At 67.8% G+C, this 23,052-nt stretch carries 22 protein-coding genes; 12 read left to right on the plus strand and 10 right to left on the minus strand.

Going from position 1 to position 23,052, the window contains the following annotated elements:
- The first annotated feature begins 98 nt into the window (after positions 1-98).
- From NHN26_RS14850 to NHN26_RS14860, 3 genes are read left to right on the plus strand one after another with little or no spacing between them, the layout of a single operon-like run.
- Positions 99-1,958, plus strand: a complete 1,860-nt coding sequence (locus tag NHN26_RS14850; RefSeq protein ID WP_253090148.1) for an ABC-F family ATP-binding cassette domain-containing protein — start codon at positions 99-101, stop codon at positions 1,956-1,958.
- Positions 1,959-1,961: 3 nt separating this feature from the next.
- Positions 1,962-2,582 carry a MarC family protein gene (locus tag NHN26_RS14855; protein WP_253090149.1) on the plus strand — a complete coding sequence of 207 codons (621 nt, stop codon included), beginning with the start codon at positions 1,962-1,964 and terminating at the stop codon, positions 2,580-2,582.
- 59 nt (positions 2,583-2,641) lie between these two features.
- Positions 2,642-3,223, plus strand: a complete 582-nt coding sequence (locus tag NHN26_RS14860; protein ID WP_253090150.1) for a retropepsin-like aspartic protease family protein — start codon at positions 2,642-2,644, stop codon at positions 3,221-3,223.
- Between the two features lie 6 nt (positions 3,224-3,229).
- Here NHN26_RS14860 and NHN26_RS14865 read toward each other — a convergent pair whose 3' ends face one another.
- Positions 3,230-3,688, minus strand: coding sequence for a DNA polymerase III subunit chi (locus tag NHN26_RS14865; protein WP_253090151.1), 459 nt, complete (start codon positions 3,686-3,688; stop codon positions 3,230-3,232).
- A gap of 120 nt (positions 3,689-3,808) precedes the next feature.
- Here NHN26_RS14865 and NHN26_RS14870 point away from each other — a divergent pair, with 120 nt between their 5' ends.
- From NHN26_RS14870 to NHN26_RS14885, 4 genes are read left to right on the plus strand one after another with little or no spacing between them, the layout of a single operon-like run.
- Positions 3,809-4,753: an MBL fold metallo-hydrolase gene (locus tag NHN26_RS14870; RefSeq protein ID WP_253090152.1), complete on the plus strand. Its 945-nt coding sequence runs from the start codon at positions 3,809-3,811 to the stop codon at positions 4,751-4,753.
- Positions 4,753-5,310: a thioredoxin family protein gene (locus NHN26_RS14875; protein WP_253090153.1), complete on the plus strand. Its 558-nt coding sequence runs from the start codon at positions 4,753-4,755 to the stop codon at positions 5,308-5,310. Before NHN26_RS14870 ends, NHN26_RS14875 begins: the two co-directional genes overlap by 1 nt.
- On the plus strand, positions 5,307-5,969 hold the full coding sequence (gph, locus tag NHN26_RS14880) for a phosphoglycolate phosphatase (protein WP_253090154.1): 663 nt from the start codon (positions 5,307-5,309) through the stop codon (positions 5,967-5,969). The genes NHN26_RS14875 and gph overlap by 4 nt, the downstream gene beginning before the upstream one ends.
- Positions 5,966-6,664 carry an HAD family hydrolase gene (locus NHN26_RS14885; RefSeq protein WP_253090155.1) on the plus strand — a complete coding sequence of 233 codons (699 nt, stop codon included), beginning with the start codon at positions 5,966-5,968 and terminating at the stop codon, positions 6,662-6,664. Before gph ends, NHN26_RS14885 begins: the two co-directional genes overlap by 4 nt.
- A 4-nt stretch (positions 6,665-6,668) precedes the next feature.
- Here the strand turns inward: NHN26_RS14885 and NHN26_RS14890 are convergent, their stop codons facing one another.
- Positions 6,669-6,938, minus strand: a complete 270-nt coding sequence (locus NHN26_RS14890) for a hypothetical protein (RefSeq protein WP_253090156.1) — start codon at positions 6,936-6,938, stop codon at positions 6,669-6,671.
- An 88-nt stretch (positions 6,939-7,026) separates the two neighbouring features.
- On the minus strand, positions 7,027-8,193 hold the full coding sequence (locus tag NHN26_RS14895) for a M20 aminoacylase family protein (protein ID WP_253090157.1): 1,167 nt from the start codon (positions 8,191-8,193) through the stop codon (positions 7,027-7,029).
- A 298-nt stretch (positions 8,194-8,491) separates the two neighbouring features.
- On the opposite strand from NHN26_RS14895, the gene NHN26_RS14900 reads away from it, so the two are divergent.
- Entirely contained in the window at positions 8,492-9,571 is a 1,080-nt protein-coding gene (locus NHN26_RS14900) for a YeeE/YedE family protein (protein WP_253090158.1), read from the plus strand.
- Here NHN26_RS14900 and NHN26_RS14905 read toward each other — a convergent pair.
- The 4 genes from NHN26_RS14905 to NHN26_RS14920 form a co-directional block, all read right to left on the minus strand.
- The gene (locus NHN26_RS14905; protein WP_253090159.1) at positions 9,504-10,790 is read right to left on the minus strand and encodes a DUF3422 family protein; all 1,287 of its coding nucleotides are present in this window, start codon (positions 10,788-10,790) and stop codon (positions 9,504-9,506) included. The two genes, NHN26_RS14900 and NHN26_RS14905, sit on opposite strands and share 68 nt — an antisense overlap.
- Positions 10,791-11,055: 265 nt before the next feature.
- Positions 11,056-12,492 (minus strand): NAD(P)(+) transhydrogenase (Re/Si-specific) subunit beta, encoded by a 1,437-nt coding sequence (locus tag NHN26_RS14910; protein ID WP_253090160.1) that lies wholly within the window; start codon positions 12,490-12,492, stop codon positions 11,056-11,058.
- A gap of 15 nt (positions 12,493-12,507) precedes the next feature.
- On the minus strand, positions 12,508-14,082 hold the full coding sequence (locus NHN26_RS14915) for a Re/Si-specific NAD(P)(+) transhydrogenase subunit alpha (protein WP_253090161.1): 1,575 nt from the start codon (positions 14,080-14,082) through the stop codon (positions 12,508-12,510).
- 135 nt (positions 14,083-14,217) lie between these two features.
- On the minus strand, positions 14,218-14,673 hold the full coding sequence (locus tag NHN26_RS14920) for a methyltransferase family protein (protein WP_253090162.1): 456 nt from the start codon (positions 14,671-14,673) through the stop codon (positions 14,218-14,220).
- Between the two features lie 172 nt (positions 14,674-14,845).
- On the opposite strand from NHN26_RS14920, the gene kynU reads away from it, so the two are divergent.
- Positions 14,846-16,039 carry a kynureninase gene (gene kynU, locus NHN26_RS14925; protein WP_253090163.1) on the plus strand — a complete coding sequence of 398 codons (1,194 nt, stop codon included), beginning with the start codon at positions 14,846-14,848 and terminating at the stop codon, positions 16,037-16,039.
- Complete coding sequence (locus NHN26_RS17620; RefSeq protein ID WP_253090164.1) at positions 15,997-16,524, plus strand: GNAT family N-acetyltransferase; 528 nt, start codon at positions 15,997-15,999, stop codon at positions 16,522-16,524. The genes kynU and NHN26_RS17620 overlap by 43 nt, the downstream gene beginning before the upstream one ends.
- Before the next feature lie 131 nt (positions 16,525-16,655).
- On the opposite strand, the gene NHN26_RS14935 is transcribed toward NHN26_RS17620, so the two are convergent.
- The 3 genes from NHN26_RS14935 to NHN26_RS14945 are packed head-to-tail and all read right to left on the minus strand — an operon-like array spanning position 16,656 to position 19,172.
- A complete protein-coding gene (locus tag NHN26_RS14935) occupies positions 16,656-17,432 on the minus strand; it encodes a gamma-glutamyl-gamma-aminobutyrate hydrolase family protein (protein ID WP_253090165.1) in 777 nt (258 codons plus the stop codon).
- A gap of 25 nt (positions 17,433-17,457) precedes the next feature.
- A complete protein-coding gene (locus NHN26_RS14940) occupies positions 17,458-17,634 on the minus strand; it encodes a DUF2256 domain-containing protein (protein ID WP_132693898.1) in 177 nt (58 codons plus the stop codon).
- A gap of 8 nt (positions 17,635-17,642) precedes the next feature.
- On the minus strand, positions 17,643-19,172 hold the full coding sequence (locus tag NHN26_RS14945) for an FAD-binding domain-containing protein (protein WP_253090166.1): 1,530 nt from the start codon (positions 19,170-19,172) through the stop codon (positions 17,643-17,645).
- A 97-nt stretch (positions 19,173-19,269) separates the two neighbouring features.
- Here NHN26_RS14945 and pepN point away from each other — a divergent pair, with 97 nt between their 5' ends.
- On the plus strand, positions 19,270-21,828 hold the full coding sequence (gene pepN / locus NHN26_RS14950; protein ID WP_253090167.1) for an aminopeptidase N: 2,559 nt from the start codon (positions 19,270-19,272) through the stop codon (positions 21,826-21,828).
- Positions 21,829-21,919: 91 nt separating this feature from the next.
- Positions 21,920-22,795, plus strand: a complete 876-nt coding sequence (locus NHN26_RS14955) for a 1-acyl-sn-glycerol-3-phosphate acyltransferase (RefSeq protein ID WP_253090168.1) — start codon at positions 21,920-21,922, stop codon at positions 22,793-22,795.
- Positions 22,796-23,052: the final 257 nt, after the last annotated feature.

A 23,052-nucleotide genomic window follows, 5' to 3' on the forward strand; every position in this document is an offset into this window, starting at 1 on the left:
GGCGGGGGCACGGGAAAATTCGCGGCCCTGCTAGCATGGGGCCTTCGCGGAGAAAAGCCGCGATTGACGCCAAGGTGCGGCGCTGGCACTAGCCCGACATGCTGCGGATCGACGACATATCCTTTGCCATGGAGGGCCGCCCGCTGTTCGAGCGCGCCTCGGCGGTGATTCCCGATGGCCACAAGGTCGGGCTGGTGGGCCGCAACGGCGCGGGTAAGACCACGCTGTTCCGGCTGATCCGGGGCGAACTGGCGCTGGAATCGGGCGAGATCGCCCTGCCCGCCCGCGCCCGCATCGGATCGGTCGCGCAGGAGGTGCCGGGCTCCGGTGTCTCGCTGCTCGATACGGTGCTGGCCGCCGATACCGAACGCGCCGCGCTTCTGGCCGAGGCCGAGACCGCGACCGACCCCCACCGCATCGCCGAGATCCAGACCCGGCTGGCCGATATCGACGCCTGGTCGGCCGAGGCCCGCGCCTCGGCGATTCTCAAGGGGCTGGGCTTCACCGAGGCCGAACAGGCGATGCCCTGCTCGGCCTTTTCGGGCGGTTGGCGGATGCGGGTGGCGTTGGCGGGCGTGCTGTTCGCGCGCCCCGACCTGCTGCTGCTGGACGAGCCCACCAACTATCTCGACCTCGAAGGCGCGCTGTGGCTCGAATCCTACCTCGCGCGCTATCCCTACACGGTGATTCTGATCTCGCACGACCGCGGGCTTCTGAACCGGGCGGTCGGCCATATCCTCCATCTGGAGAATCGCAAGCTGACGCTTTACGCGGGCGGCTACGATGCCTTTGCCCGCGCCCGCGCCGCCGCCCGCGCCGCGCAGACCGCCGAAGCGAAGAAACAGGAACTGCGCCGCGCCCATCTTCAAGGATTCGTCGACCGTTTCCGCTACAAGGCGTCCAAGGCCCGTCAGGCCCAGGCCCGGCTCAAGATGCTGGAACGGATGGAGCCGATCGCCGCCCCCGAGGATGCCGCGCGGACCGTCTTCACCTTTCCCGAACCGGAAGAACTGTCGCCCCCCATCGTCGCGCTGGAAGGCGCCGCGGTCGGCTATCACGGCAAGCCGGTCCTGTCGCGTCTCAGCCTGCGAATCGATCAGGACGACCGGATCGCGCTTCTGGGCCGGAACGGCGAGGGCAAATCGACCTTTTCCAAGCTGCTGGCAGGGAAACTCGATCTTCTTTCCGGGCAGATGACCAAGGCCGCCAAGCTGCGAGTCGGCTATTTCGCCCAGCATCAGGTGGATGAACTGCACCTCGACGAGACGCCGCTGGACCACATCCGTCGCGAACGGCCCGAAGAGACCCCGGCAAGGCTGCGCGCCCGGTTGGCCGGGTTCGGGCTTGGGGCCGATCAGGCCGGGACGGAGGTCGCGCGCCTTTCGGGCGGGCAGAAGGCACGGCTGTCGCTGTTGCTGGCCACGCTCGACGCGCCGCATCTGTTGATTCTCGACGAGCCCACCAACCACCTGGACATCGAAAGCCGCGAGGCATTGACCGAGGCGCTGAACGCCTATTCCGGCGCGGTGATCCTGGTCAGCCACGACATGCACCTTCTCGGCCTCGTGGCCGACCGGCTTTGGCTGGTCAGGGACGGCCGCGTGACGCCGTATGACGAGGATCTCGAGGCCTATCGCCGGAAGCTGCTGTCGCAGGACGCCCCGGACGGCCCGCAACCGGCAAGGCCCGCCGCGAAACCGGCCGCAAGGAAACCCTCGCGCGAGGCGGTTCAGGCGGCGCGCGCCGAGGCGCGGAAATGCGAATCCCGCGTCAACAAGCTGACCGAGATGCGCGAAAAGCTGACAAGGAAACTTGCCGACCCGGCCCTGTATGAGGCCAATCGCGAGGGCGAGCGACAGCTTTGGCAGGACAAGTTCGGCGAGGTGGAAGAGGCACTGGAACGCGCCGAGGCGATGTGGATGGCCGCACTCGAAACGCTTGAGGATTCGGGGGGCTGAGGGGTGGAGCCGACCTTCTACATCTCGGCCTTCGTCACGCTGTTCGTGGTGATCGACCCGATCGGTCTGGCGCCGCTCTTCGTGGCGCTGACGCAAGGCATGGCCGCGCGCGAGCGGCGTGCCATCGCTTTTCGTGCCGCTGTCATCGCCATCGGCCTGCTGACCCTGTTCGGAATCTTCGGCGAGCAGGTGCTGGGCTTTGTCGGGATCTCGATGCCCGCCTTCCGCATCGCGGGCGGGATCCTGCTGTTCCTCACCGCCCTCGACATGCTGTTCGAACGGCGCAGCAAGCGGCGCGAGGATCAGGCCCATGACGACCGGCCGGACCCGTCGGTCTTTCCGCTGGCCACGCCGCTGATCGCGGGCCCCGGCGCAATGGCGACGATGATCCTGCTGATCGGTACGGTCGGGCGCGAGCCGGTGGCCATGATCCTGATCCATCTGGTGATGCTGGCGGTGATCGGGGTGGTGCTGCTGATGTTCCTGGCCGCCGGGCTGATCGAGCGCGCGCTGGGGCGGACCGGGATCAACGTGGTCACGCGGCTTCTGGGGATGCTGCTTGCGGCGCTGTCGGTGCAGTTCGTGCTGGACGGGCTGCGCGATTTCGGGCTTGCGCCGGTCTGACACCCTCGCGATTCCGGGGCCGGTCCCTATATCCGGAAAAGGAACCAGAAAGGAAGGCCATGGACGGCGACAGCCTTGCAAGACTGCTTTACCTGGTGCTGCTCGGCTCGGCGATTGCCGGGTATTTCTTCGTCGCGAACCGCCACCGTCTGGGCCAGGTCGCGCAACAGGCGGCGATCTGGGGGCTGATCTTCGTCGGCGTGATCGCGGGATTCGGGCTGTGGTCGGACATCCGCCGCGATGTCGCCCCGCGCCAGGAGGTGTTCGCCGACCAGGCCCGCATCGAGGTGCCCCGCGCGCCGGAAGGGCATTACTACCTGACGGTGCGGATCAACGGCACACCCGTGCGATTCGTGGTCGATACCGGCGCGACGCAGGTCGTCCTGACCCGGCGCGACGCGCAGCGGGTGGGGCTAAACCCCGATGCGCTGGACTATATCGCCGAGGCGCGCACTGCGAACGGTGTGGTGCGCACCGCGCCGGTGCGGCTGGATCTGGTGGAACTGGGACCGATCGAGGATCGCGGCGTCCGCGCCTTCGTCAATTCGGGCGAGATGCGGGAATCGCTTCTGGGCATGGGCTATCTCAACCGCTTCGCAAAGATCGAGCTTGTGCGCGACCGGATGATCCTGACCCGCTGAGGCCCTTCAGGCGCCGCTGTCGCGCCGGATCTCCCAGCGTCCCGATTCCTCGGACCAGTATTGCGCGCGCAGTCCTGCTCCCGTCAGCGACCGCCATTGCCCGCGTGCCCCCTCGACCGCCACAGGATCGTTGCCGTCGAACAGGATGCAGACCCGTTCCATCGCAGCGGCCTCGTGCGGCGAGACCTGCGCGCCGTCCACAGCCATCAGGCAGACCGCCCCGTTCGGGATGTCGGCGCCCGTGGTCAGCAGAACCGGCTGATCGGCGTCGAACTCGCCCCCCGCCTGGCCGTGCGGCAAGAACCCGTCGCCCTGCCACAACCGCTCGTCCAGCCAGTCAAGCCGCCCGGCATCGCCCCCCCGCACCACGACACGCCATCCCTGCGCCAGCGCCTTGTCCAGAAGGGCGGGCAGCGTCGCCTCTATCGGGCGGCGGGTGAGGTGATAGAACATCGCGATGCCCATGACCCGATGAAAGACCGGCCCAGGCAAACGATTGCAAGCGGGAATCGCACGGGGCGCATCCCGCACTGGCCAGACACATTCAAATCTGTCTATGCTTGCGTCAAAAGGGAGGAGACAACCATGATCCGCAAGGCACTACTCTGCGCCCTGCTGGCAGCACCCGCCTTCGCCAGCGAGGACATCCCCGACAAGTACCCCCAGTCGGTGCTCTATTCAAAGCCCGTCGAAGTGATCCCCAATGTCTTCTCGGCCATCGGCGCCACCGCCCCGCCGACCTATGAAAACGCGGGCCACAACAACAACCTGTCCTTCCTCGTCACCGGCGACGGGGTGATCGTCGTCAACGGGGGCGCAAACGCGAAACTCGCCGAGGCGCTGCATGCCGAGATCAGGGCCGTCACGGACCAGCCCGTGCGACTGGTCATCAACGAGAACGGCCAGGGCCATGCGATGCTGGGCAACAGCTACTGGGCGGCGCAAGGGGTCGATATCGTGGCCCATGTCGAGGCCAAGAAAGTGTTCGAGGACAATTCCTTCCAGATCCTCGAAGGCATGAAGCGTTACGCCCTCGAAAACGCCGAAGGCACCAAAGCGGTCGGCCCCAACATCACCTTCGAGGATCGCTATGACATAGAAATGGGCGACATGCGCATCGAGGTTCTCTATCTCGGCCCCGCCCATTCCGAGGGCGACGTCTCGGTCTGGTTGCCCGACGAACGGCTGGTGATCGCGGGCGACATCGCGTTCCACGAGCGCATGCCGCCGATTTTTGCCGAGACCTGCACAAGCTGCTGGATCGAGACCTGGGATACCGCCTTCGAACCCCTGGGCGCGCTTTACGTCATCCCCGGGCACGGCCATCCCACCAACATGGCCCAGGTCCGCCGCTATACCCGCGATTATCTGGTCTATCTGCGCGAGCGGATCGCCGAACATATCGATGCTGGAGGAACACTCGACGACGCCTATTATGTCGACCAGAGCCCGTTTGCGCATCTCGACACGTTCGAGGAACTGGCGACAAAGAATGCAGGCATCGTCTACACGGAAATGGAGTTCGAATGATGGCCGTCTCGACCCCCATCTGCGATCTCGGCTGGAAAGCTCCCGCTTTCTCGCTGCCCGGCACCGACGGGCGGACCTGGACGCTGGAGGATGTGCGCGGACCCAAGGGCACGCTGATCATGTTCATCTGCAATCACTGTCCCTATGTGATCGCGGTGCGCGACCGGATCATCCGCGATGCGCGAGACCTTCAGACGCTCGGGATCGGGGTGGCCGCGATCTCGTCGAACGACGCCGCCGCCTATCCCGACGACAGCTTCGAGAACATGCAGCGGCTTGCGCAGGAACTGGCGCTTCCGTTTCCGTATCTTTATGACGAGGATCAGTCGGTCGCGACGGCCTATGACGCCGTCTGCACCCCGGATTTCTTCGGCTTCGATGCCGAGCTGGGGCTGCAATATCGCGGGCGGCTGGATGCCTCGCGCAAGGAGGCGGGTCCCCCAGACCTGCGCCGCGACCTTTACGAGGCGATGAAACAGGTGGCCGAGACCGGCCAGGGACCGACAGAGCAGATCCCGTCGATGGGCTGTTCGATCAAATGGAAGGACGCCGCGTGAAGGCCATCATCTTCGACCTCGACGGAACGCTGATCGACAGCGCGCCCGACATCCATGCCGCCGTGAACCGGACGCTGGCCGAAACCGGCGATGGCGAGTTGCCGCTGGACACCGTCCGCGGCTTCATCGGCAATGGCGTGCCCGTGCTGATCGAGCGGGTGATCGCGGCGCGCGGGCTGGACCCGGCGCGGCAGGCGGCGATGGTGGAAACCTTCATGCGCCATTACGAGGCCGACCCGGCCACGCTGACCACGCTGTTTCCCGGCGTGAAGGACGCGGTCGAACAGTTCCGCGACGAGGGTTGGGCGATGGGGGTCTGCACCAACAAGCCCGAGGCCGTCTCGCGCGCGATTCTCGACCGGCTGGGGATCGGCCCCTATTTCGGCACGGTGGTCGGCGGCGATACGCTGGACGTGAAGAAACCCGACCCCGCCGTGGCGCTGGCCGTCAAGGAACGGCTGGGCGCGACGGTCGCGGTCTATGTCGGCGACAGCGAGGTCGACGCCGAATGCGCCTGGAAGGCGGGGATGCGCTTTGCCCTGTTCACCGAGGGCTATCACCGCGCCGAGGATGTGGACGACATCCCGCAGGATGCGCGCTTCTCGGATTTCGACGTGGCGGTGGCCATCGTCGCCCGCCTGGCCGACGAGTTGCGATGAGCCTGCGGGCGCTGATCTTCGACGTTGACGGAACGCTTGCCGAAACCGAAGAGGCGCATCGGCGGGCGTTCAACGACAGCTTCGCGTCCTGGGGCCTTGACTGGTCCTGGGACCGCGAGGCGTATCGCCGCCTGCTGCGCACAACCGGCGGCAAGGAACGGATGCTGGCCTTTCAGGCCGACCTGCCCGACGGGGCGCCGCGGCTGACCGACGACCAGATCGCGCAATTGCACCGCGAAAAGACCGCCCGCTATGGCGAGATCCTCGCCGCGGGCGATCTGGCGCTGCGCCCCGGCGTGGCCGACCTGATCGCCACGGCGCGCGATGCGGGGCTGCGTCTGGCGGTTGCAACCACCACGAACCTGCCCAATGTCGAGGCGCTGGCGCGGTGTTGCTGGGGCCGGGAGGCCTGCGAAATCTTTGACGTGATCGCCGCGGGCGACGAGGTGGCGGCCAAGAAGCCCGCGTCCGACGTGTTCGAACTGGCGCTGGCGCGGCTGGGTCTCGGCCCCGAAGCCTGCCTCGCCTTCGAGGACAGCCGCAACGGGTTGCGCTCGGCCATGGGCGCGGGGCTTACGGTGATCGTCACCCCCAGCGCCTATACCGACCACGAGGACTTCACTGGCGCGGCGCATGTCCTGCCCACGCTCGAGCGCGCACATTGGCCCGCGCCGCTCTTGGCCATCGCGGGCTGAGGGCTCAGCGCAGCGACAGGAACCGCTTGCCCGTCCTGAGCCGCATCCCCGATTTCCGGCGCGAGATCATCGGGAAATAGAAGAACGACGACAAGGGCGTCGGCCAGTCGGTGTTCAGCCGCGTCGTCGATGCCTTGCGCGACACTATCGGCAGCCCGAAGAAATCCGAGAAGGGCGTGGCGCTGTTCCGGTCCAGATGCCAAGTGTAATCGCTCATCACGTAGTCGAAGGGGGCCACGCTCTTGATGAAGGTGGAATCCTGCTTGCCTGCCATGGGGTTTCCTTTCGTCTGAACCCTGCCCGACCGGGGATCAGACTACCTCAGCGTGCGCCCCGCCGAAAGATGCACGATCCGCACAGGCTCAGGTCGCGGGCAGCCGCGCCTCGACCATGCCCACGAACCAGGACGACCCAAACGGAATCGCCGCATCAGAGAACTCGTATTCGGGGTGATGCACCATCGCCGTGTCGCCGTTGCCGACAAAGATATAGGCACCGGGCCGTGCGTTCAGCATGTAACTGAAATCCTCGCCCCCCATCATCGGCGCCACGTCGCGCTGTACCCGGCCCGAGACGCCCTCAGCCACCTCTGCGGCGAACCCGGTCTGGTCGGGGGCATTGTCGGTCACGGGATAACCGCGCCGCCAGGAAATGTCGGCCCGCGCGCCGAAGGCGGCCGCCGTATACTCGACGATGCGGCGGAACTGCGCCTCGGCCCGGTCGCGCACGGCCTCGTCCAGGGTCCGCACCGTCCCGCGCAGCCGCACATGCTGGGAGATCACGTTGCTTGCCTTGCTGTCGGTCTCGACCGTGCAGACCGAGACGACGACCTGTTTCAGCGGGTCGATGCCACGCGAGGCGATGGATTGCAGCGCCACGACGATCTGGCTGGCCACCAGCACCGTGTCGATACATTCATGCGGCTTGGCGGCATGCCCGCCCTTGCCGGTAACGGCGATCTCGAAATCGTCGGTCGCGGCCATGATCGGCCCGGTGCGGATCGCGAACTCGCCCACCGGCAGGCCGGGCATGTTGTGCATGCCGTAAACCTCGTGGATGCCGAACCGCTCCATCAGCCCGTCCTCGACCATCGCCTTGCCGCCTGCGCCGCCCTCCTCGGCGGGCTGGAAGATCACCACCGCGGTTCCGTCGAAATTGCGCGTCTCGGCCAGGTATTTCGCCGCCCCCAGCAGCATCGCGGTATGCCCGTCATGGCCGCAGGCATGCATCTTGCCCGGATGCTTCGAGGCATGGGGCAGCCCCGTCGCCTCGATGATGGGCAGCGCATCCATGTCCGCGCGCAGCCCGATCGCCCGCCCCCTTCTGTCGCTGCGCCCCCGGATCACGCCCACCACGCCCGAGCGGCCGATCCCCTCCACCACCTCGTCGCAGCCGAATTCGCGCAGCTTGGCGGCCACCAGTCCAGAGGTGCGCGGCAGGTCGTACATCAGTTCGGGATGGGCATGGATGTCGCGCCGCCATCCGGCGATCTCGTCCTGCAATTCGGCGAGGCGGTTCTTGACGGGCATCTGGCTCTCCTGAGGGCGCGGCGTTTCCGGCATCACGGGCGACAAGGTGAGCCGTGCCCCGCCCAAGGTCAAGCCGGGCCGCGTTCCGGGCACCGGATGAAATAAGAACGCCCGTCCCGCCCCCGCCACCCGCGCCGCACCATGGTTCGCGCGCAGCCCCGCCCCGCGACCGCCCTTCCCCTCCGGCCCCGCGGGCACGAACACCGTTCCGGCCCCGCGCGGCGCCGGGCCGACGCCCAGGCTTGATCGACGCGACCGGCCGGCGCATCTGCGTTCTTGCCCATCCGGAGTAGCTGCCATGTTCGAGACCTTCGGCTTCGAGACCCTCACCGCCCCGCAGGCGGCCCTGTTCCTCGGCCTCGCGCTGGGGCTGATCTTCGGCGTGCTGGCCGAGGTCACGGGTTTCTGCTTCCGCCGCGCCGTCGCCGGCCCGGCCGAGACGCGGCGCCCCGCGCTGGGCGTCTGGATGGCCGCCCTTGCCGCCGCGATCATTGGCACGCAGGGGGCCGTCGCGGCCGGACTGATCTCGTTTGACGGCCACCGCTTCCTTTCCCCCGAACTGCCGGTGCTGGCGATCCTTGCGGGCGGGCTGATGTTCGGGGCGGGCATGGCGCTGACGCGGGGCTGCATCGGGCGGCTGACGGTGCTGAGCGGCACCGGCAACCTGCGCGCGGCGCTGGTGCTGGTGATCGTGGCGATCATGGCCCATGCGACGTTGAAGGGCGTCCTTGCGCCGCTGCGCACCGGCCTGGGCGAGGTGACGCTGCCCGTGGGTGCCTGGGGCCTAGCCGCGCTGCCGGGCGGCGCGCTGGTCTGGGCTTTGATCCTTGCCACGGGCGCGGCGGCGCTGGCCTGCTGCTCGGGCGCGCCGCGGGGCAAGCTGACGCTGGCAGTGCTGCTGGGCCTTCTGGTCCCGGCGGGCTGGGTGGGGACCGGCTTCGTGCTGCTCGACGCGTTCGACCCGATCGCGCTGGAAAGCCTGTCCTTCACCGCGCCTGTGGCCGATGCGCTGTTCTGGTCGGTCGCCGCGACCGCCGTTGCGCCCGGCTTTGGCGTCGGGCTGATCGGCGGCGTGCTGGCCGGTGCACTGGCGGCATCGCTGGTCGCGGGCCGTTTCCGCTGGCAAAGCTTCGAGGGACCGTCCCAGACCGGCCGCTATCTTGCGGGCGCGGCGCTGATGGGCGTGGGCGGCGTGCTTGCGGGCGGCTGCACGATCGGCGCGGGGCTCGCGGGCCTGCCCACGCTTGGCCTCTCGGCCTTTCTGGCGCTGGGCACCATCGCCCTGGGTGCGCGCGCGACCGAGGCCGCGCTCAGCGCTCCATCCCGCGACGGATCGAGCGCACCATCGCCCACACGCCCGCAACGACAAGGGGCGTGAGCAGCGCCGTCAGAAGCCCGGTCGAGACCCCCAGCGCATCGGCCAGCGGATAGACCAGGTAGGACACAAGGCTGACGGCGTAATAGCTGATCGCCACGACCGACAGCCCCTCGACCGTGCGTTGCAGGCGCAGTTGCAGGTCTGCCCGCTTGTCCATGCTTTCCAGAAGCTTCTGGTTCTGCGCCGAGCGCTCCACGTCGACCTGCGTCCGCAGCAGATTCGCCGCCCGCACCGCGCGCCTTGTCATGTTGTTCAGCTGCGCCTCGGTCGCCTTGACGGTGCGCATCGAAGGTTCGTAGCGGCGCATCATGAATTCGCGGAATGTCTGGCGATAGCCGAACCGTTCCTCTCGCAGCACCTCGATGCGCTGGTTTACAAGCGCCTCGTAGGCAGTGGTGGCCGAGAACCGGAACGCGGTCTGCGCCAGCAGGCTTTCCAGTTCCGCCGAAACCGCCAGAAGGTTGCGCAGCGTCTCCTCGGGCTGACGGTGGCCCTCGCGCATTTCGCCCACGAGTTCGGTCAGTTGCGGGTCGAGTTCGGCCAGCCGGGAGGACAATTGCCGCGCGCGCGGCAGACCCAGCATCGACATCGCCTTGTAGGTCTCGATCTCGGTCAGCCGCTGCACGATCCGGCCGACCCGCCGCTCGCCCGTGCCCGGCCGCGCAAAGACCGCGAACCGCATGTGCCCACCCGGGTCGATCCGGAAATCGGTCGCCATGATTCCGGCATCGTCGAGGATCGACGAGGCACAAAGGCTTTCGGCCACGAACCAGTCCGACAACCGATCGTCGATATCGTCACGCCCCTCGCGCAACTGTTCGACCCGGATCAGAGCCGAGGTCAGCCGCGCGCCCGGCGCCTTTTCCAGCCAGTCCTCGGGAAACACTTCCCACGCGGCGGGGTCGAAGGGCCGCTCGGCCACGCCGGGGGCGAAGATCGTGTAGGTCACGAATTCCGCGTGGCTTTCCCACTTGATCTTGTAGCGACCCATCGGCCCGAAGAAATGCGTGTCGCCCGGCTTGGGATGCTGGGCGCCGAACCGGTCGAGCAGATCGATCAGATGGGTCCGGTCCGCGTCCCGGTCGCGGCTGATCGCGTCCCTGGGTTGCTTGATTGCGAGGAAGGCCGCGTGGCAGGGCGGCTGCAGTGACGGAAAGGGCCGCGCATGCAGCTCGTTCGTCAGCATGTAGCGCAGCGGGTGGTCTTCGATCGGGGCCATGGCGGGCTCTCGGCTGACTCGGGGCTCAACCAAGCTCTAGCGCATGGATGGGGATTGTAAACGTGACAGGGACGCGCCCCGAGGACATGGCAGGGCCTTGCGCCGGGAAAGGACCGCTCTGCCTGGCTCTTCTTCTTGGTTCAAATACCCATAACCGCACGAAGTGCAAACAGGCTTGCGCCGAAGGCGCTCAATTGGAAACCTCGACGACAATGCGAAACGCCCCGCCAACCGGGCGGGGCGTCCGGACCGCGCTGTGGCGCATTCAGCGCAACTGCGCCAGCAACTTGTCCAGGCTGTCCTTGGCGTCGCCATAGAACATCCGCGTGTTCTCCTTGTAGAAGAGCGGGTTCTCGATGCCTGAATAGCCCGTGCCCTGACCGCGTTTCGAGACGAAGACCTGCTTGGCCTTCCAGACTTCCAGTACCGGCATCCCTGCGATGGGCGAGTTCGGATCGTCCTGCGCCGCCGGGTTCACGATGTCGTTCGAGCCGATCACGATGACCACGTCGGTCGAGGGGAAGTCCTCGTTGATCTCGTCCATCTCCAGCACGATGTCATAGGGCACCTTGGCCTCGGCCAGCAGCACGTTCATGTGCCCGGGCAGACGGCCCGCGACCGGGTGAATGGCAAAGCGCACGGTCTTGCCCTGCTTGCGCAGGTGTTCCGTCAGAACCGACACCGCGTTCTGCGCCTGCGCCACGGCCATGCCATAGCCCGGCACGATGATGACGCTGTCGGCGTCGTCCAGCGCGGCGGCCACGCCCTCGGCGTCGATGGCGATCATCTCGCCCTCGACCGCCGCCGCGGGCCCGCCGGTGCCGCCGAAACCGCCCAGGATCACGCTGACGAAATGCCGGTTCATCGCGCGGCACATGATGTAGGACAGGATCGCCCCCGACGAGCCCACCAGCGCGCCCACCACGATCAGCAGGTCATTGCCGAGGCTGAAGCCGATCGCCGCCGCCGCCCAGCCCGAGTAGGAGTTGAGCATCGAGACAACCACCGGCATGTCGGCGCCGCCGATGCCCATGATCAGGTGATAGCCGATGAACAGCGCCAGCAGCGTCATCAGGAACAGCGCCAGGAAGCCACCGCCCTGGAAGTACCAGACCGCCGTCACCACCGACAGGATCGCCGCGGTGGCGTTCAGAAGATGCCCGCCGGGCAGTTTCTTGGCCGCCGTGTTCACCTTGCCCGCCAGCTTGCCATAGGCAACGACCGACCCGGTGAAGGTTACCGCCCCGATCCAGATCCCCAGCACCAGTTCGACGCGCAGGATGTTGATCTCGACGGGCGTCTTCTTGGCGACGATCGCGGCGAAGCCGTTGACCAGCGCCGCGCGGCCCTCCTCGGTCATCGCCAGAACACGGGTCGTCTCGAAATCCGCGTTGAAACCGACGAAGACCGCCGCAAGGCCGACCAGAGAGTGCATGATCGCCACAAGCTCGGGCATCTGCGTCATCTGGACCCTGGTGGCCAGTTGGTAGCCGATCGCCGCGCCGCCCGCGATCAGGATCAGCGACATCAGCCAAAGCCCCTGCCCCGGCCCGACCAGCGTCGAGACGACCGCGATGGCCATGCCGACGATGCCGTACCAGATCGCGCGTTTGGCGCTTTCCTGCCCGCTCAGCCCGCCCAGCGCGAGGATGAAGAGGACCGCCGCGACCACATAGGCCGCTGTCGTGAAGCCGAAATCCATTGTCCCCATCCCTCTTTACGATTTCTGGAACATGGCGAGCATGCGCCGTGTCACGAGGAAGCCACCGAAGATGTTGATCGACGCCATGAAGATCGCGAGGACCGACAGCAGGATCACCAGCACCGAGCCCGAGCCGATCTGCATGAGCGCGCCAAGGATGATGATCGAGGAGATCGCGTTGGTGATCGCCATCAGCGGCGTGTGCAGCGAGTGCGAGACGTTCCAGATCACCTGGAAGCCGACGAAGACCGCCAGCACGAAGACGATGAAATGCTGCATGAAGCTGGCCGGTGCCACCAGGCCCACGGCCAGCAGCAGCGCACCGCCCCCGGCCAGCAGGCCGACCTGGGTCAGCGTCTGCTTCCTGAACGCGGCCACTTCCTTGGCCCGCTTCTCCTCGGGCGTCAGTTCCTTGGGCTTTTCCTTCCTGGGCGCTGCGGCGATCGCCTTCACCTTGGGCGGCGGCGGCGGGAAGGTGATCTCGCCCTCATAGGTCACCGTCGCGCCACGGATCACGTCATCCTCCATGTTGTGCACGACCTTGCCGTCCTTGCCGGGCGTCAGGTCGGTCATCATGTGGCGGATATTGTTGGAATAAAGCGTCGAGGATTGCGTCGCCATCCGGCTGGGGAAGTCGGTATAGCCGACGATCGTGACGCCGTTGCCGGACACGATCTTCTTGTCGGCCACCGTCAGGTCGCAGTTGCCGCCCTTTTCGGCGGCCAGGTCGATCACGACCGAGCCGGGCTTCATCGCCGCGACCATGTCCTCGGTCCAGAGCTTGGGCGCGGGACGGCCGGGGATCAGGGCGGTGGTGATGACGATGTCCATGTCGGGGGCAAGCTCGCGGAACTTTTCCAGCTGCTTTTCCCGGAACTCGGGGCTCGAGGGCGCGGCGTAGCCACCGGTGGCGGCACCGTCCTGAGTGGCGTCCTCGAAATCGAGATAGACGAACTCGGCGCCCATCGATTCGATCTGCTCGGCCACTTCGGGGCGCACGTCGAAGGCATAGACGATGGCCCCCAGAGAGGTCGCCGTGCCGATCGCGGCAAGGCCAGCAACACCGGCGCCGACGATCAGCACCTTGGCCGGGGGCACCTTGCCCGCGGCGGTCACCTGGCCGGTGAAGAAGCGGCCGAAATTGTTGCCAGCTTCGATCACCGCGCGATAGCCCGCGATATTCGCCATCGAGGACAGCGCGTCCATCTTCTGGGCGCGGGAAATGCGCGGCACCATGTCCATGGCCAGGACATTCGCGCCCCGGTCCTTGCAGCGCTGCAACAGCGCCTCGTTCTGGGCCGGCCAGAAAAAGCTGATCAGCGTCTGGCCCTTGCGCAGGTTGTCGGCCTCGGCCTCGGACGGCTCGCGAACCTTGACCACGATATCGGCCGCCTGCCACAGCGCGGCGGCCGAATGAACGACCTCGACCCCGGCCTTCTGATAGGCGGAATCGGAGAACCCCGCCTTTTCGCCCGCGCCGGTCTCGATCAGGCAGCTATAGCCCAGCTTTTGCAACTGGAGCGCGCTGTCCGGGGTCATGGCCACGCGGGCCTCGCCCTCGAATATCTCGTTGGGTGCGCCGATCTTCACGTTGTCTGTCCCCTCTCTCAGGCGACGGGACCCGAAGGCCCCGCGTCAAGTCGCAGTCTCTTACCATCGCGCAATTAAGTTTCACAAGCGCATCGCCAAGGATTCCGGAACGCATCCTTTGGTCGCAACGCCGCATCACAACCAGCGGCGCACCCGTTCGCAATAGGCGTCGAAGGCCGGGCCGAAATGCGCGCGGATCAGCGCCTCCTCCCGGCGGATGAACCGCGCCTCGATCACCTTCATGAACAGCGGCACCAGGATCAGGCTGGGCAGCGCATCCCAGATCAGGATCAGCCCCAGCAGGATCGCGGTATCCGCAAGATAGATCGGGTTGCGCGAGACCCTGAAAAGCCCGGTGGTAACAAGCTTGTCGGGCCGTTCGCGCGGGATCAGCGAGGTCCGCTCCAGCAGGAAATGCAGCGCCGCCCAGCCCGACACCGCCAGCCCCGCCGCGACCAGCCCGGTGCCGATCAGATCGCCCGCGCGCCCGGTGGCATCCATAGGGAACAGCCGCGCCTGAAGCCAGGCCAGCGCGGCGAACAAGGCCAGCCACACCGGCGGCAATTCGACGTAGTGCAGGATCCGTTTCATCGCACCTTCCCGCCGCCTCAGCGCAGACAAACCGCGGCTGGCCACCCCGCCAAAGGGCGGCCGCGCGCGCCGCACCCCCCTTAAACCGCGGCGCCCCGCCCCGATCAAGGACAGATCGCCCCCTTGCGCGCCAGCCCGCCCGCGGGCAAGGCTGAACGTCAAGGAGAGCCAGATGACCGATTTCGCCGCAACCCGCGCGCTGTTCCACCTGCCCGAAGGTGTGATCTATCTCGACGGCAACTCGCTGGGACCGATGCCCCGGGCCGCCACCGACCGGGTCGCGCGCACGCTGCGCGACGAATGGGGCGAAATGCTGATCGGCGGCTGGAACCGGGCGGGCTGGATGGCGCAGCCGCGCGCGCTGGGCGACCGGTTGGGCCGGCTGATCGGGGCCGAACCGGGCAGCTTGGTGCTGGGCGACACGCTGTCGATCAAGGTCTACCAAGCGCTTGCCGCGGCGCTTGAGATGCAGCCCGACAGGCGCGTGATCCTCAGCGATTCCGGTAACTTTCCGACCGATCTTTACATGGCCGAAGGGCTGATCGCCGCGCTTGGCCGCGGCCATCAACTGGTCACCGTCGCGCCCGAGGCGGTCGAGGACCGGATCGGGCCGGATCTCGCGGTGCTGATGTTGACCGAGGTGGATTACCGCACGGGCCGACGCCATGACATGGCGCGGCTGACCCGCGCGGCACACGACGCGGGCGCGCTGGTGCTCTGGGACCTGGCCCATTCCGCCGGGGCCTTTGCGGTCGATCTGGCGGGCACGGGGGCCGATTTCGCCGCGGGCTGCACCTACAAGTACCTCAATGCAGGCCCCGGTGCGCCCGCCTTCATCTATGTCGCGCCCCGCCATCAGGACGCCGCGCGCCCCGCACTGTCGGGCTGGCTGGGCCATGCCGCGCCCTTCGCCTTCGAACCGGCCTACCGTCCCGGCGCGGGCATCGAACGGATGCGCGTGGGCACGCCGCCGGTGTTGCAGATGGCCGCGCTGGAGGCCGCGCTCGACATCTGGGACGGCGTCGACATGGGCAAGCTGCGCGCCCGCTCGGTCGAACTCACCGAGCTGTTCATCGCGCTGGTCGAGCCGCGCTGCCCCGATCTGCATCTCGTCACCCCGCGCGACCCCGGCCAGCGCGGCAGCCAGGTTTCGTTCCGCTTCCCCGACGGATACGCGGCCATGCAGGCCCTGATCGCGCGCGGCGTGATCGGCGATTTCCGTGCGCCCGACATCATGCGCTTCGGCTTTGCCCCGCTCTATATCGGCCAGGACGAGGTGCGCAGCGCTGCCGACATCCTGGCCGAGGTGATGGAGAACAGGCTGTGGGACGACCCCGCCTATCATATCCGCGCGGCCGTGACCTGATCGCGCCCCGGCTGCGGCTGCGGCTGCGGCTGCGCCCCGCCCGGCCGGGCGACGGCCCCGCCGCGCATGCGGTCTTCTATGCCGCCGTCCACCAGGGCAGCGCCGCCGCCTATGGCCCCGAGGAACGCGCCGCCTGGGCCCCCTCGCCCGACCCCGTCCCGGGCTGGGAGGAACGGCTGCTGGCCGGAACCACGCTTCTTGCCGAAGCAGGGCGAAAGATCGTGGGCTTCATGACGCTGGACGCCGACGGCCACCTGGAATTCGCCTATGTCGCGCCCGACCGCATGGGCCAGGGCATCGGCGCGGCGCTGCATGACGCGATCGTGGCGACCGCGCGCAAGGCGGGGCTGGGGCTATTGACCACCGAGGCCAGCCTTATCGCGCGGCCCTTCTACGCCCGCCACGGCTGGCGCGAGACCGGCCGCCAGAGCGTCATCCGCCACGGCGTCGCGCTGACGAATTTCCGCATGGAACTGGCACTTTAGCGCCGCACAGCGGATGCCGTTCGCGCGCTGAACCTCGTGCAACAGGGCGATGGTCGCAGCGATCCGGCCATCGCAGACACCCGGCACGCGCGACCTGGTCTTCTTCCTGGAAAAAAACCCAATTCCCCGGCTCAGGCCAGCCGCCGCACCGTTGGGCATTGCCCCGCTGCCCAGGCCGCGACCGCCCGCCCGAACGCCTCGAATAACGGGCGCGAGACCGGGTCGCAGGCGGCGTTGTATTCGGGATGCCATTGCACCGCGAGCGCAAAGCCCGCTGCGCCCTCGACATGCAGCGCCTCGGGCGTGCCGTCAGGCGCCCAGCCTTCGATCACGATGCGCGCGCCGGGCGTCTTGATGCCCTGCCCGTGCAGCGTGTTGGTCATCACCTCGGTCGCGCCGAGCAGCCGGTGAAAGATGCCGCCCTCGGTAAAGGTTACCTTGTGGCGCAGGGCGAATTTCTCTTCCAGCGTGCCATCGGGCGGCATCCGGTGGTTCATCCGCCCCGGCAGATCGCGGATCTCGGGATGCAGGGAACCGCCCAGTGCCACGTTCACTTCCTGAAAGCCGCGGCAGATCGCGAAGAACGGCTGGCCGCGCTCGACCAGCGCCCGGATCAGCGGAAGCGAGATCGTGTCGCGCGCCCGGTCGAACGCGCCATGCGCCTCGGTCGCGGCCTCGCCATATTCCTCGGGATGCACGTTCGGCCGCCCCCCGGTGAACAGGAACCCGTCAAAGCTTTCCAGCAGTTCAGGCACCGAGACAAAGCGCGGATCGGCCGGGATCAGGAGCGGCAGCGCGCCCGCCACCTCGGCCACAGCCTCGGAATTCATCGTGCCGCCGGCATGGGCAGGATACTCATCGTTGATCAGATAGCTGTTGCCGATGATGCCGACCCGAGGGCGCGCCATGTTGTCCTCATGTACGGAAGTTGCCTCACGATATAGGGCTTTTGGGCCGAGGTGAAGAGCCAGCGTCCCTGGCACCCCTCGTCCTGCAGCGGTCCGAGCAATAGCGCACCTCCGCCCAGTCCTTCGCCCATTTGCGCCGCCAGGCGAAGGGCCGCCCGCAGGCGGCGCAGGTCTTGGTGGGCAGGTCGCCCTTGCGGCGCATCTTCCCGCTCACAGATCGAGGCTCAGCTGCCGCGCGTCGCCCCGGGGCCGCATCGGCGCGCGGTCGTTGACGAAAACCCCCGTTCGATCCGTGCGCGAGGCGTGGCGCGCGACGATCCGCGCCGCCTCGTCGTGAAAGCCCACCCGCGCCCGCACCGCCCAGACCGCCGTCCGCGCCGCCCGCCCCGCCGCGGCCACGTCCACGACCGGCGCCGGATAGCGCCGGGCCAGAAGCCGCCCCGCTCCCTCCCAGCGCCAGGGCTCCTGCAGGAAGGGGTCGGGCACTTCGGCCAGCTCGGGCAGCCATTCCCGGGTGAAGGCGCCGGTCGGGTCCTGCTCCAGCCCCTGCTTCACAGGGTTGTAGATGCGGATCGTGTTGATCCCCGTGGTGCCCGCCTGCATCTGCATCCGCGGCCAGTGGATGCCCGGCTCGTAATCGGTGAACATCCGGGCCAGGTGCGGCCCCGTCGCGCGCCAGTCGAGCCAGAGGTGATAGGACGCGACCGAGACCAGCATCGCGCGCATCCGGAAATTCAGCCAGCCCGTGGCGATCAGCGCGCGCATGCAGGCATCGACGAAGGGCAGCCCGGTCTCGCCCCGTTCCCATGCCGCTAGCCGCGCAGGGTCGGGCGCGCGCGGGCGCAGCCCTTCGTAGGCGGGGTGCAGGCACTCTTGCTCCAGCCCAGGCTGGTCCTCGAGCTTCTGCATGAAATGGTCGCGCCAGGCCAGCCGCGACGCAAAGCTCTTCAGGCTCGCCTCCCATCCGTCGCCCTGCCCGCGGACCTCGGCCCGGCGGACGGCGGCGGCCCGCCCGATCTCGCGCAGCGACAGCGTGCCGAGCGCCACATGGGGCGAGAGCCGCGAACAGGCGGTCGCGGCGGTCAGCGGCGCGGACATCGCACGGCGATAGTCCCGGCCCCGCTCCGCGAGGAAGGTTTCCAGCAGCCGCAGCCCCTCGACCCGCCCGCCCCGCTGCCGCCCCTGGCAGGGATCGAAGCCGAGGCCCAGGTAGCGCGCCTCGGGCAGGACACCGGGCGTCAGGCCGGGCAGGCCGCGCAGCGCGGCCGGCGTCTCGACCGGCGGCGCGCGCATCCGCCGGTCACGCGCCGCGCCCCAGCCGTCGCGCCGCCTCAGCCGCCGCACGACGCCCGATTGCGGCACTTCCTCCCAGGGCAGGCCGCGGCCCCGTGCCCAGGCCGCCACGCGCCGGTCGCGGGCATAGGTCCAGCCGTTGCCGGTTTCCTCGTGGCTGACCAGCCGCGTCACGGGCAGGCGCGCGGCCAGCCCCTCCAGCACCTCGACCGCCTCGCCGGTCACGACCTGCAAGGGCGCGCCCAGCCCGGCCAGCGCCTGCCCCAGATCGCGCAGCGACTCCGCTGCAAAGCGCCATTGCCGGGCCGAGACGTCGGGCTGGCGCCAATAGTCCGGCTCGACGATGTAAAGCGGCAGCACCGCGCCCTCGCCCGCCGCGGCCAGTGCCAGCGCGGCGTGGTCGGCGACCCGAAGATCGCGCTTGAACCAGAGAATCGTCACGTCCATGGCAAGAACATAAATCGAACATCCGGACCCGCACCACGGGCATCTTGCACGCGCCGTCCCAGAGGATAGGTCTTGGGCAACCGAAGTGGAGAGAGTGATGAAGGACGCAAGCCCGCAGGCGCTTTACCTCGCCGACTACACGCCCCCCGCCTATCTGGTCGACCGGGTGGAGCTGACCTTCCGCCTGCATCCGACCGCAACGCGGGTCGTCTCGCGCATCGCCTTCCGCCCGAACCCGGCCACGGCCGACCGGCGGTTCTTTCTGCATGGCGAGGGGCTGACGCTGATCTCGGCCGCCATCGACGACCGGCCCGCCAGCCCGGAGATCACGCCCGAGGGGCTGACCGCAGAGGTGCCCGACGCCCCCTTCACCTGGGCGGCCGAGGTCGAGATCGCGCCGGAAGAAAATACCGCGCTGGAAGGGCTTTACATGTCGAACGGCATGTATTGCACGCAGTGCGAAGCCGAGGGCTTTCGCAAGATCACCTTTTATCCCGACCGCCCCGACGTGATGGCGCCGTTCAAGGTGCGGATCGAAAGCGACCTGCCCGTGCTGCTGTCGAACGGCAACCCGGTGGCGCAGGGGCCGGGCTGGGCGGAATGGGACGATCCCTGGCCCAAGCCCGCCTACCTGTTCGCCCTTGTCGCCGGTGACCTTGTGGCGACCTCCGACAGCTTCACCACCTGCGAGGGGCGCAAGGTGGACCTGAACATCTGGGTCCGCCCCGCCGACCAGGGCAAGGCCGATTACGCGCTGGACAGCCTGATCCGGTCGATGAAGTGGGACGAGCAGGTCTATGGCCGGGCCTATGACCTCGACGTGTTCAACATCGTCGCGGTGGACGACTTCAACATGGGCGCGATGGAGAACAAGGGGCTGAACATCTTCAACTCCCGCTACGTCCTGGCCTCGCCCGAAACGGCGACCGATCGCGATTACGAGAATATCGAGCGGATCATCGCGCACGAGTACTTTCACAACTGGACGGGCAACCGCATCACCTGCCGCGACTGGTTCCAGCTCTGCCTGAAAGAGGGGCTGACGGTGTTCCGCGATCAGCAATTCGCGGGCGACGCGCGGTCCCATGCGGTCAAGCGGATCGAGGACGTCATCACGCTGCGCGCGCGCCAGTTCCGCGAGGATGGCGGGCCGCTGGCGCATCCCGTAAGGCCCGAAAGCTATACCGAGATCAACAACTTCTACACCACGACGGTCTATGAAAAGGGCGCCGAGGTGATCGGGATGCTGCGTCGGCTGGCGGGGCCTCAGGGCTATGACACGGCTCTGTCGCTCTATTTCGACCGGCATGACGGCGAGGCGGCCACAATCGAGGACTGGCTGAAGGTCTTCGAGGACGCGACCGGGCGCGATCTGACCCAGTTCAAGCGGTGGTATGCGCAGGCAGGCACACCGCTCCTGACGGTGACGGACGACTTCAAGGACGGGACCTACAGTCTTCACGTCGAACAGAAAACGCCGCCGACGCCCGGCCAGCCCGACAAGCGCCCGCAGGTGATCCCGCTGGCCGTCGGTCTGCTCTCGCCCAATGGCGACGAGGTGGTGCCAACGACCGTGCTGGAGGTGACGGAGGACCGTCAGAGCTTCACCTTCGAGGGGCTGGCGACCCGGCCGATCCCCTCGCTCCTGCGGGGCTTCTCGGCGCCGGTGATCCTCGACCGCGAGGCCTCGGCCGAGGAACGCGCCTTCCTGCTGGCGCACGACACCGACCCGTTCAACAAGTGGGAGGCGGGGCGCGCGCTGGCCCGAGACGTGCTGCTGGCGATGGTCACGCAAGGCGCAGCCCCCGCGCCCGCCTATCTGGACGCGCTGGCCGCCATGGCGCGGGACGAGGCGCTGGACCCGGCCTTCCGCGCACTGGCGCTCGGCCTGCCGGGCGAGGACCAGTTGGCCGAGGACTTGCACGGGCGCGGGATCACCCCCGACCCGCTGGCGATTCACGCCGCGCGCGAGCGGCTGAAATCGGCGGTGGCGGCGCATCTGAAACCTCTATGGCCGCCACTCTACGACCAGATGACCTGCCCCGGCCCCTACAGCCCCGGCGCGGCGGATGCGGGAGGGCGGGCACTGCGCCTCGCGGCGCTGGGGCACATGGCGCGGCTCGATGGCGGGGCGAAGGCGCGCGGCCACTTCGCGCAGGCCAACAACATGACCGACGAACTGGGCGCGCTGGCGATCCTGCTGGAGATCGGCACCGGCGAGGACGAACTGGCCCGCTTTGCCCGGCGCTGGGACCATGACCGGCTGGTGATGGACAAGTGGTTCGCGCTGCAGACCTCGCTGGCCGCACCCGAGCGCGCCGTCTCACGCACGAATGAACTGACGGAGCACCCCGATTTCAATTGGAAAAACCCCAATCGCTTCCGTGCCGTGATCGGCGGGTTCACGATGAATGCGGCGGGCTTCCACGACCCCTCCGGGGCGGGCTACGACCTGGTCGCGGACTGGCTGATCCGGCTGGATGCGGTCAACCCGCAGACGGCGGCGCGCATGTCGACCGCGTTCGAGACCTGGACCCGCTACGACGCCGCCCGGAAGGGGAAGATGCGCGCCGCGCTGGAACGGATCGCCGGGCGCGAGGATCTCAGCCGCGACATGGGCGAGATGGTCGGACGCCTACTGGCCGCCGGGCCATAAGTCGCCACCGGGGCGCGAATCGTTTTGACCGCATGAGGGCGAATCGGCTCTGCTGTCACTGCAACGTCATTCGGGTATGGTGAGAAGCATCATGCAGGATCGAATCGACCCTCTCATCGAGGAACGCGCGCCGTGGCTCTTTGCCAGCCACCCGTGGAGCGCGCCCGCGCGCCGGATTCTCAACAACGTTCTGGGCTACCCGCGCACGGTGGCGCTGGGCGAGGTTCTGCAACACCACCCAGCCCCGGTCATCATGGACGAGATGGCCCGCCTTCTGGCGCGTGACCTGCGCGCCAGCGGTCTCGACAATATCCCCGCCTCGGGTCCGGCGCTGATCGTGGCAAACCACCCCACCGGTATCGCCGACGGCATCATGCTCTGGAGCCTGTTGCGCGAGCGGCGGCCCGACCTGTTCTTCTACGCCAATCGCGACATCCTGCGCGTGCTGCCGCAGATGGAAGACATCATCGCCCCCGTCGAATGGCGCGAGGAAAAGCGCAGCCACGCCAAGATGCGCGAGACCATGGCCTATACGCGTGATGCGATCGAAAAGGGCCGGATCGGCGTCATCTTCCCCTCGGGGCGGCTCGCGAAGCGGCGCGGGCTTTCGCTGCATGAACGGCCCTGGATGGCGTCGGCGGCGACGATCGCGCGAAAGTTCGACCTGCCGGTGATTCCGATCAACATCCGGTCGCGCAACTCGGCGGTGTTCTACCTGTTCGACCTGATCCACCCGACGCTTCGGGACATCACGCTGTTCCACGAGACGCTGAACAAGGACCGCCAGCCCTACCGGATGACGGTCGGCGCGCCGATCTCGCCGGGCGCGTTGCCGATGCGGTCCGAGGACGGGATCGAGTTGTTGCGCGCCGCGACACTGGCGCTTGGCGGCCGCCACGCGCCCTGTGTCAGCCTGTTGCAGGTCACCCGTCGTCCCCGCTGGGCGAAGTCGACAGCGCTGGTCTAGACCATCGCTTCCCCGGTTCGAGTTCACTGTATCTGACGCCGGGAGTCGCGCGAGTTCCACGATTCGGAAGCCGCTGCACTCTGGGGGAGAGTCGGGTAAGCAGCGGCGCAAGAATCAGGCCAAGGACCACTGAGGTGGTCCCCAGAAACTGGACAGTTTGCTAAGCTTGCCGCCGAGGAAGACGAGGACGAACAGCGTGGCTGGCAAACGGAAGAACTACAGCGCGGACTTCAAGGCGAAGGTGGCGCTTGAAGCCA

The organism is Rhodovulum tesquicola (genome assembly GCF_024128855.1).
In the GTDB taxonomy this organism is placed as follows: domain Bacteria; phylum Pseudomonadota; class Alphaproteobacteria; order Rhodobacterales; family Rhodobacteraceae; genus Rhodovulum; species Rhodovulum tesquicola.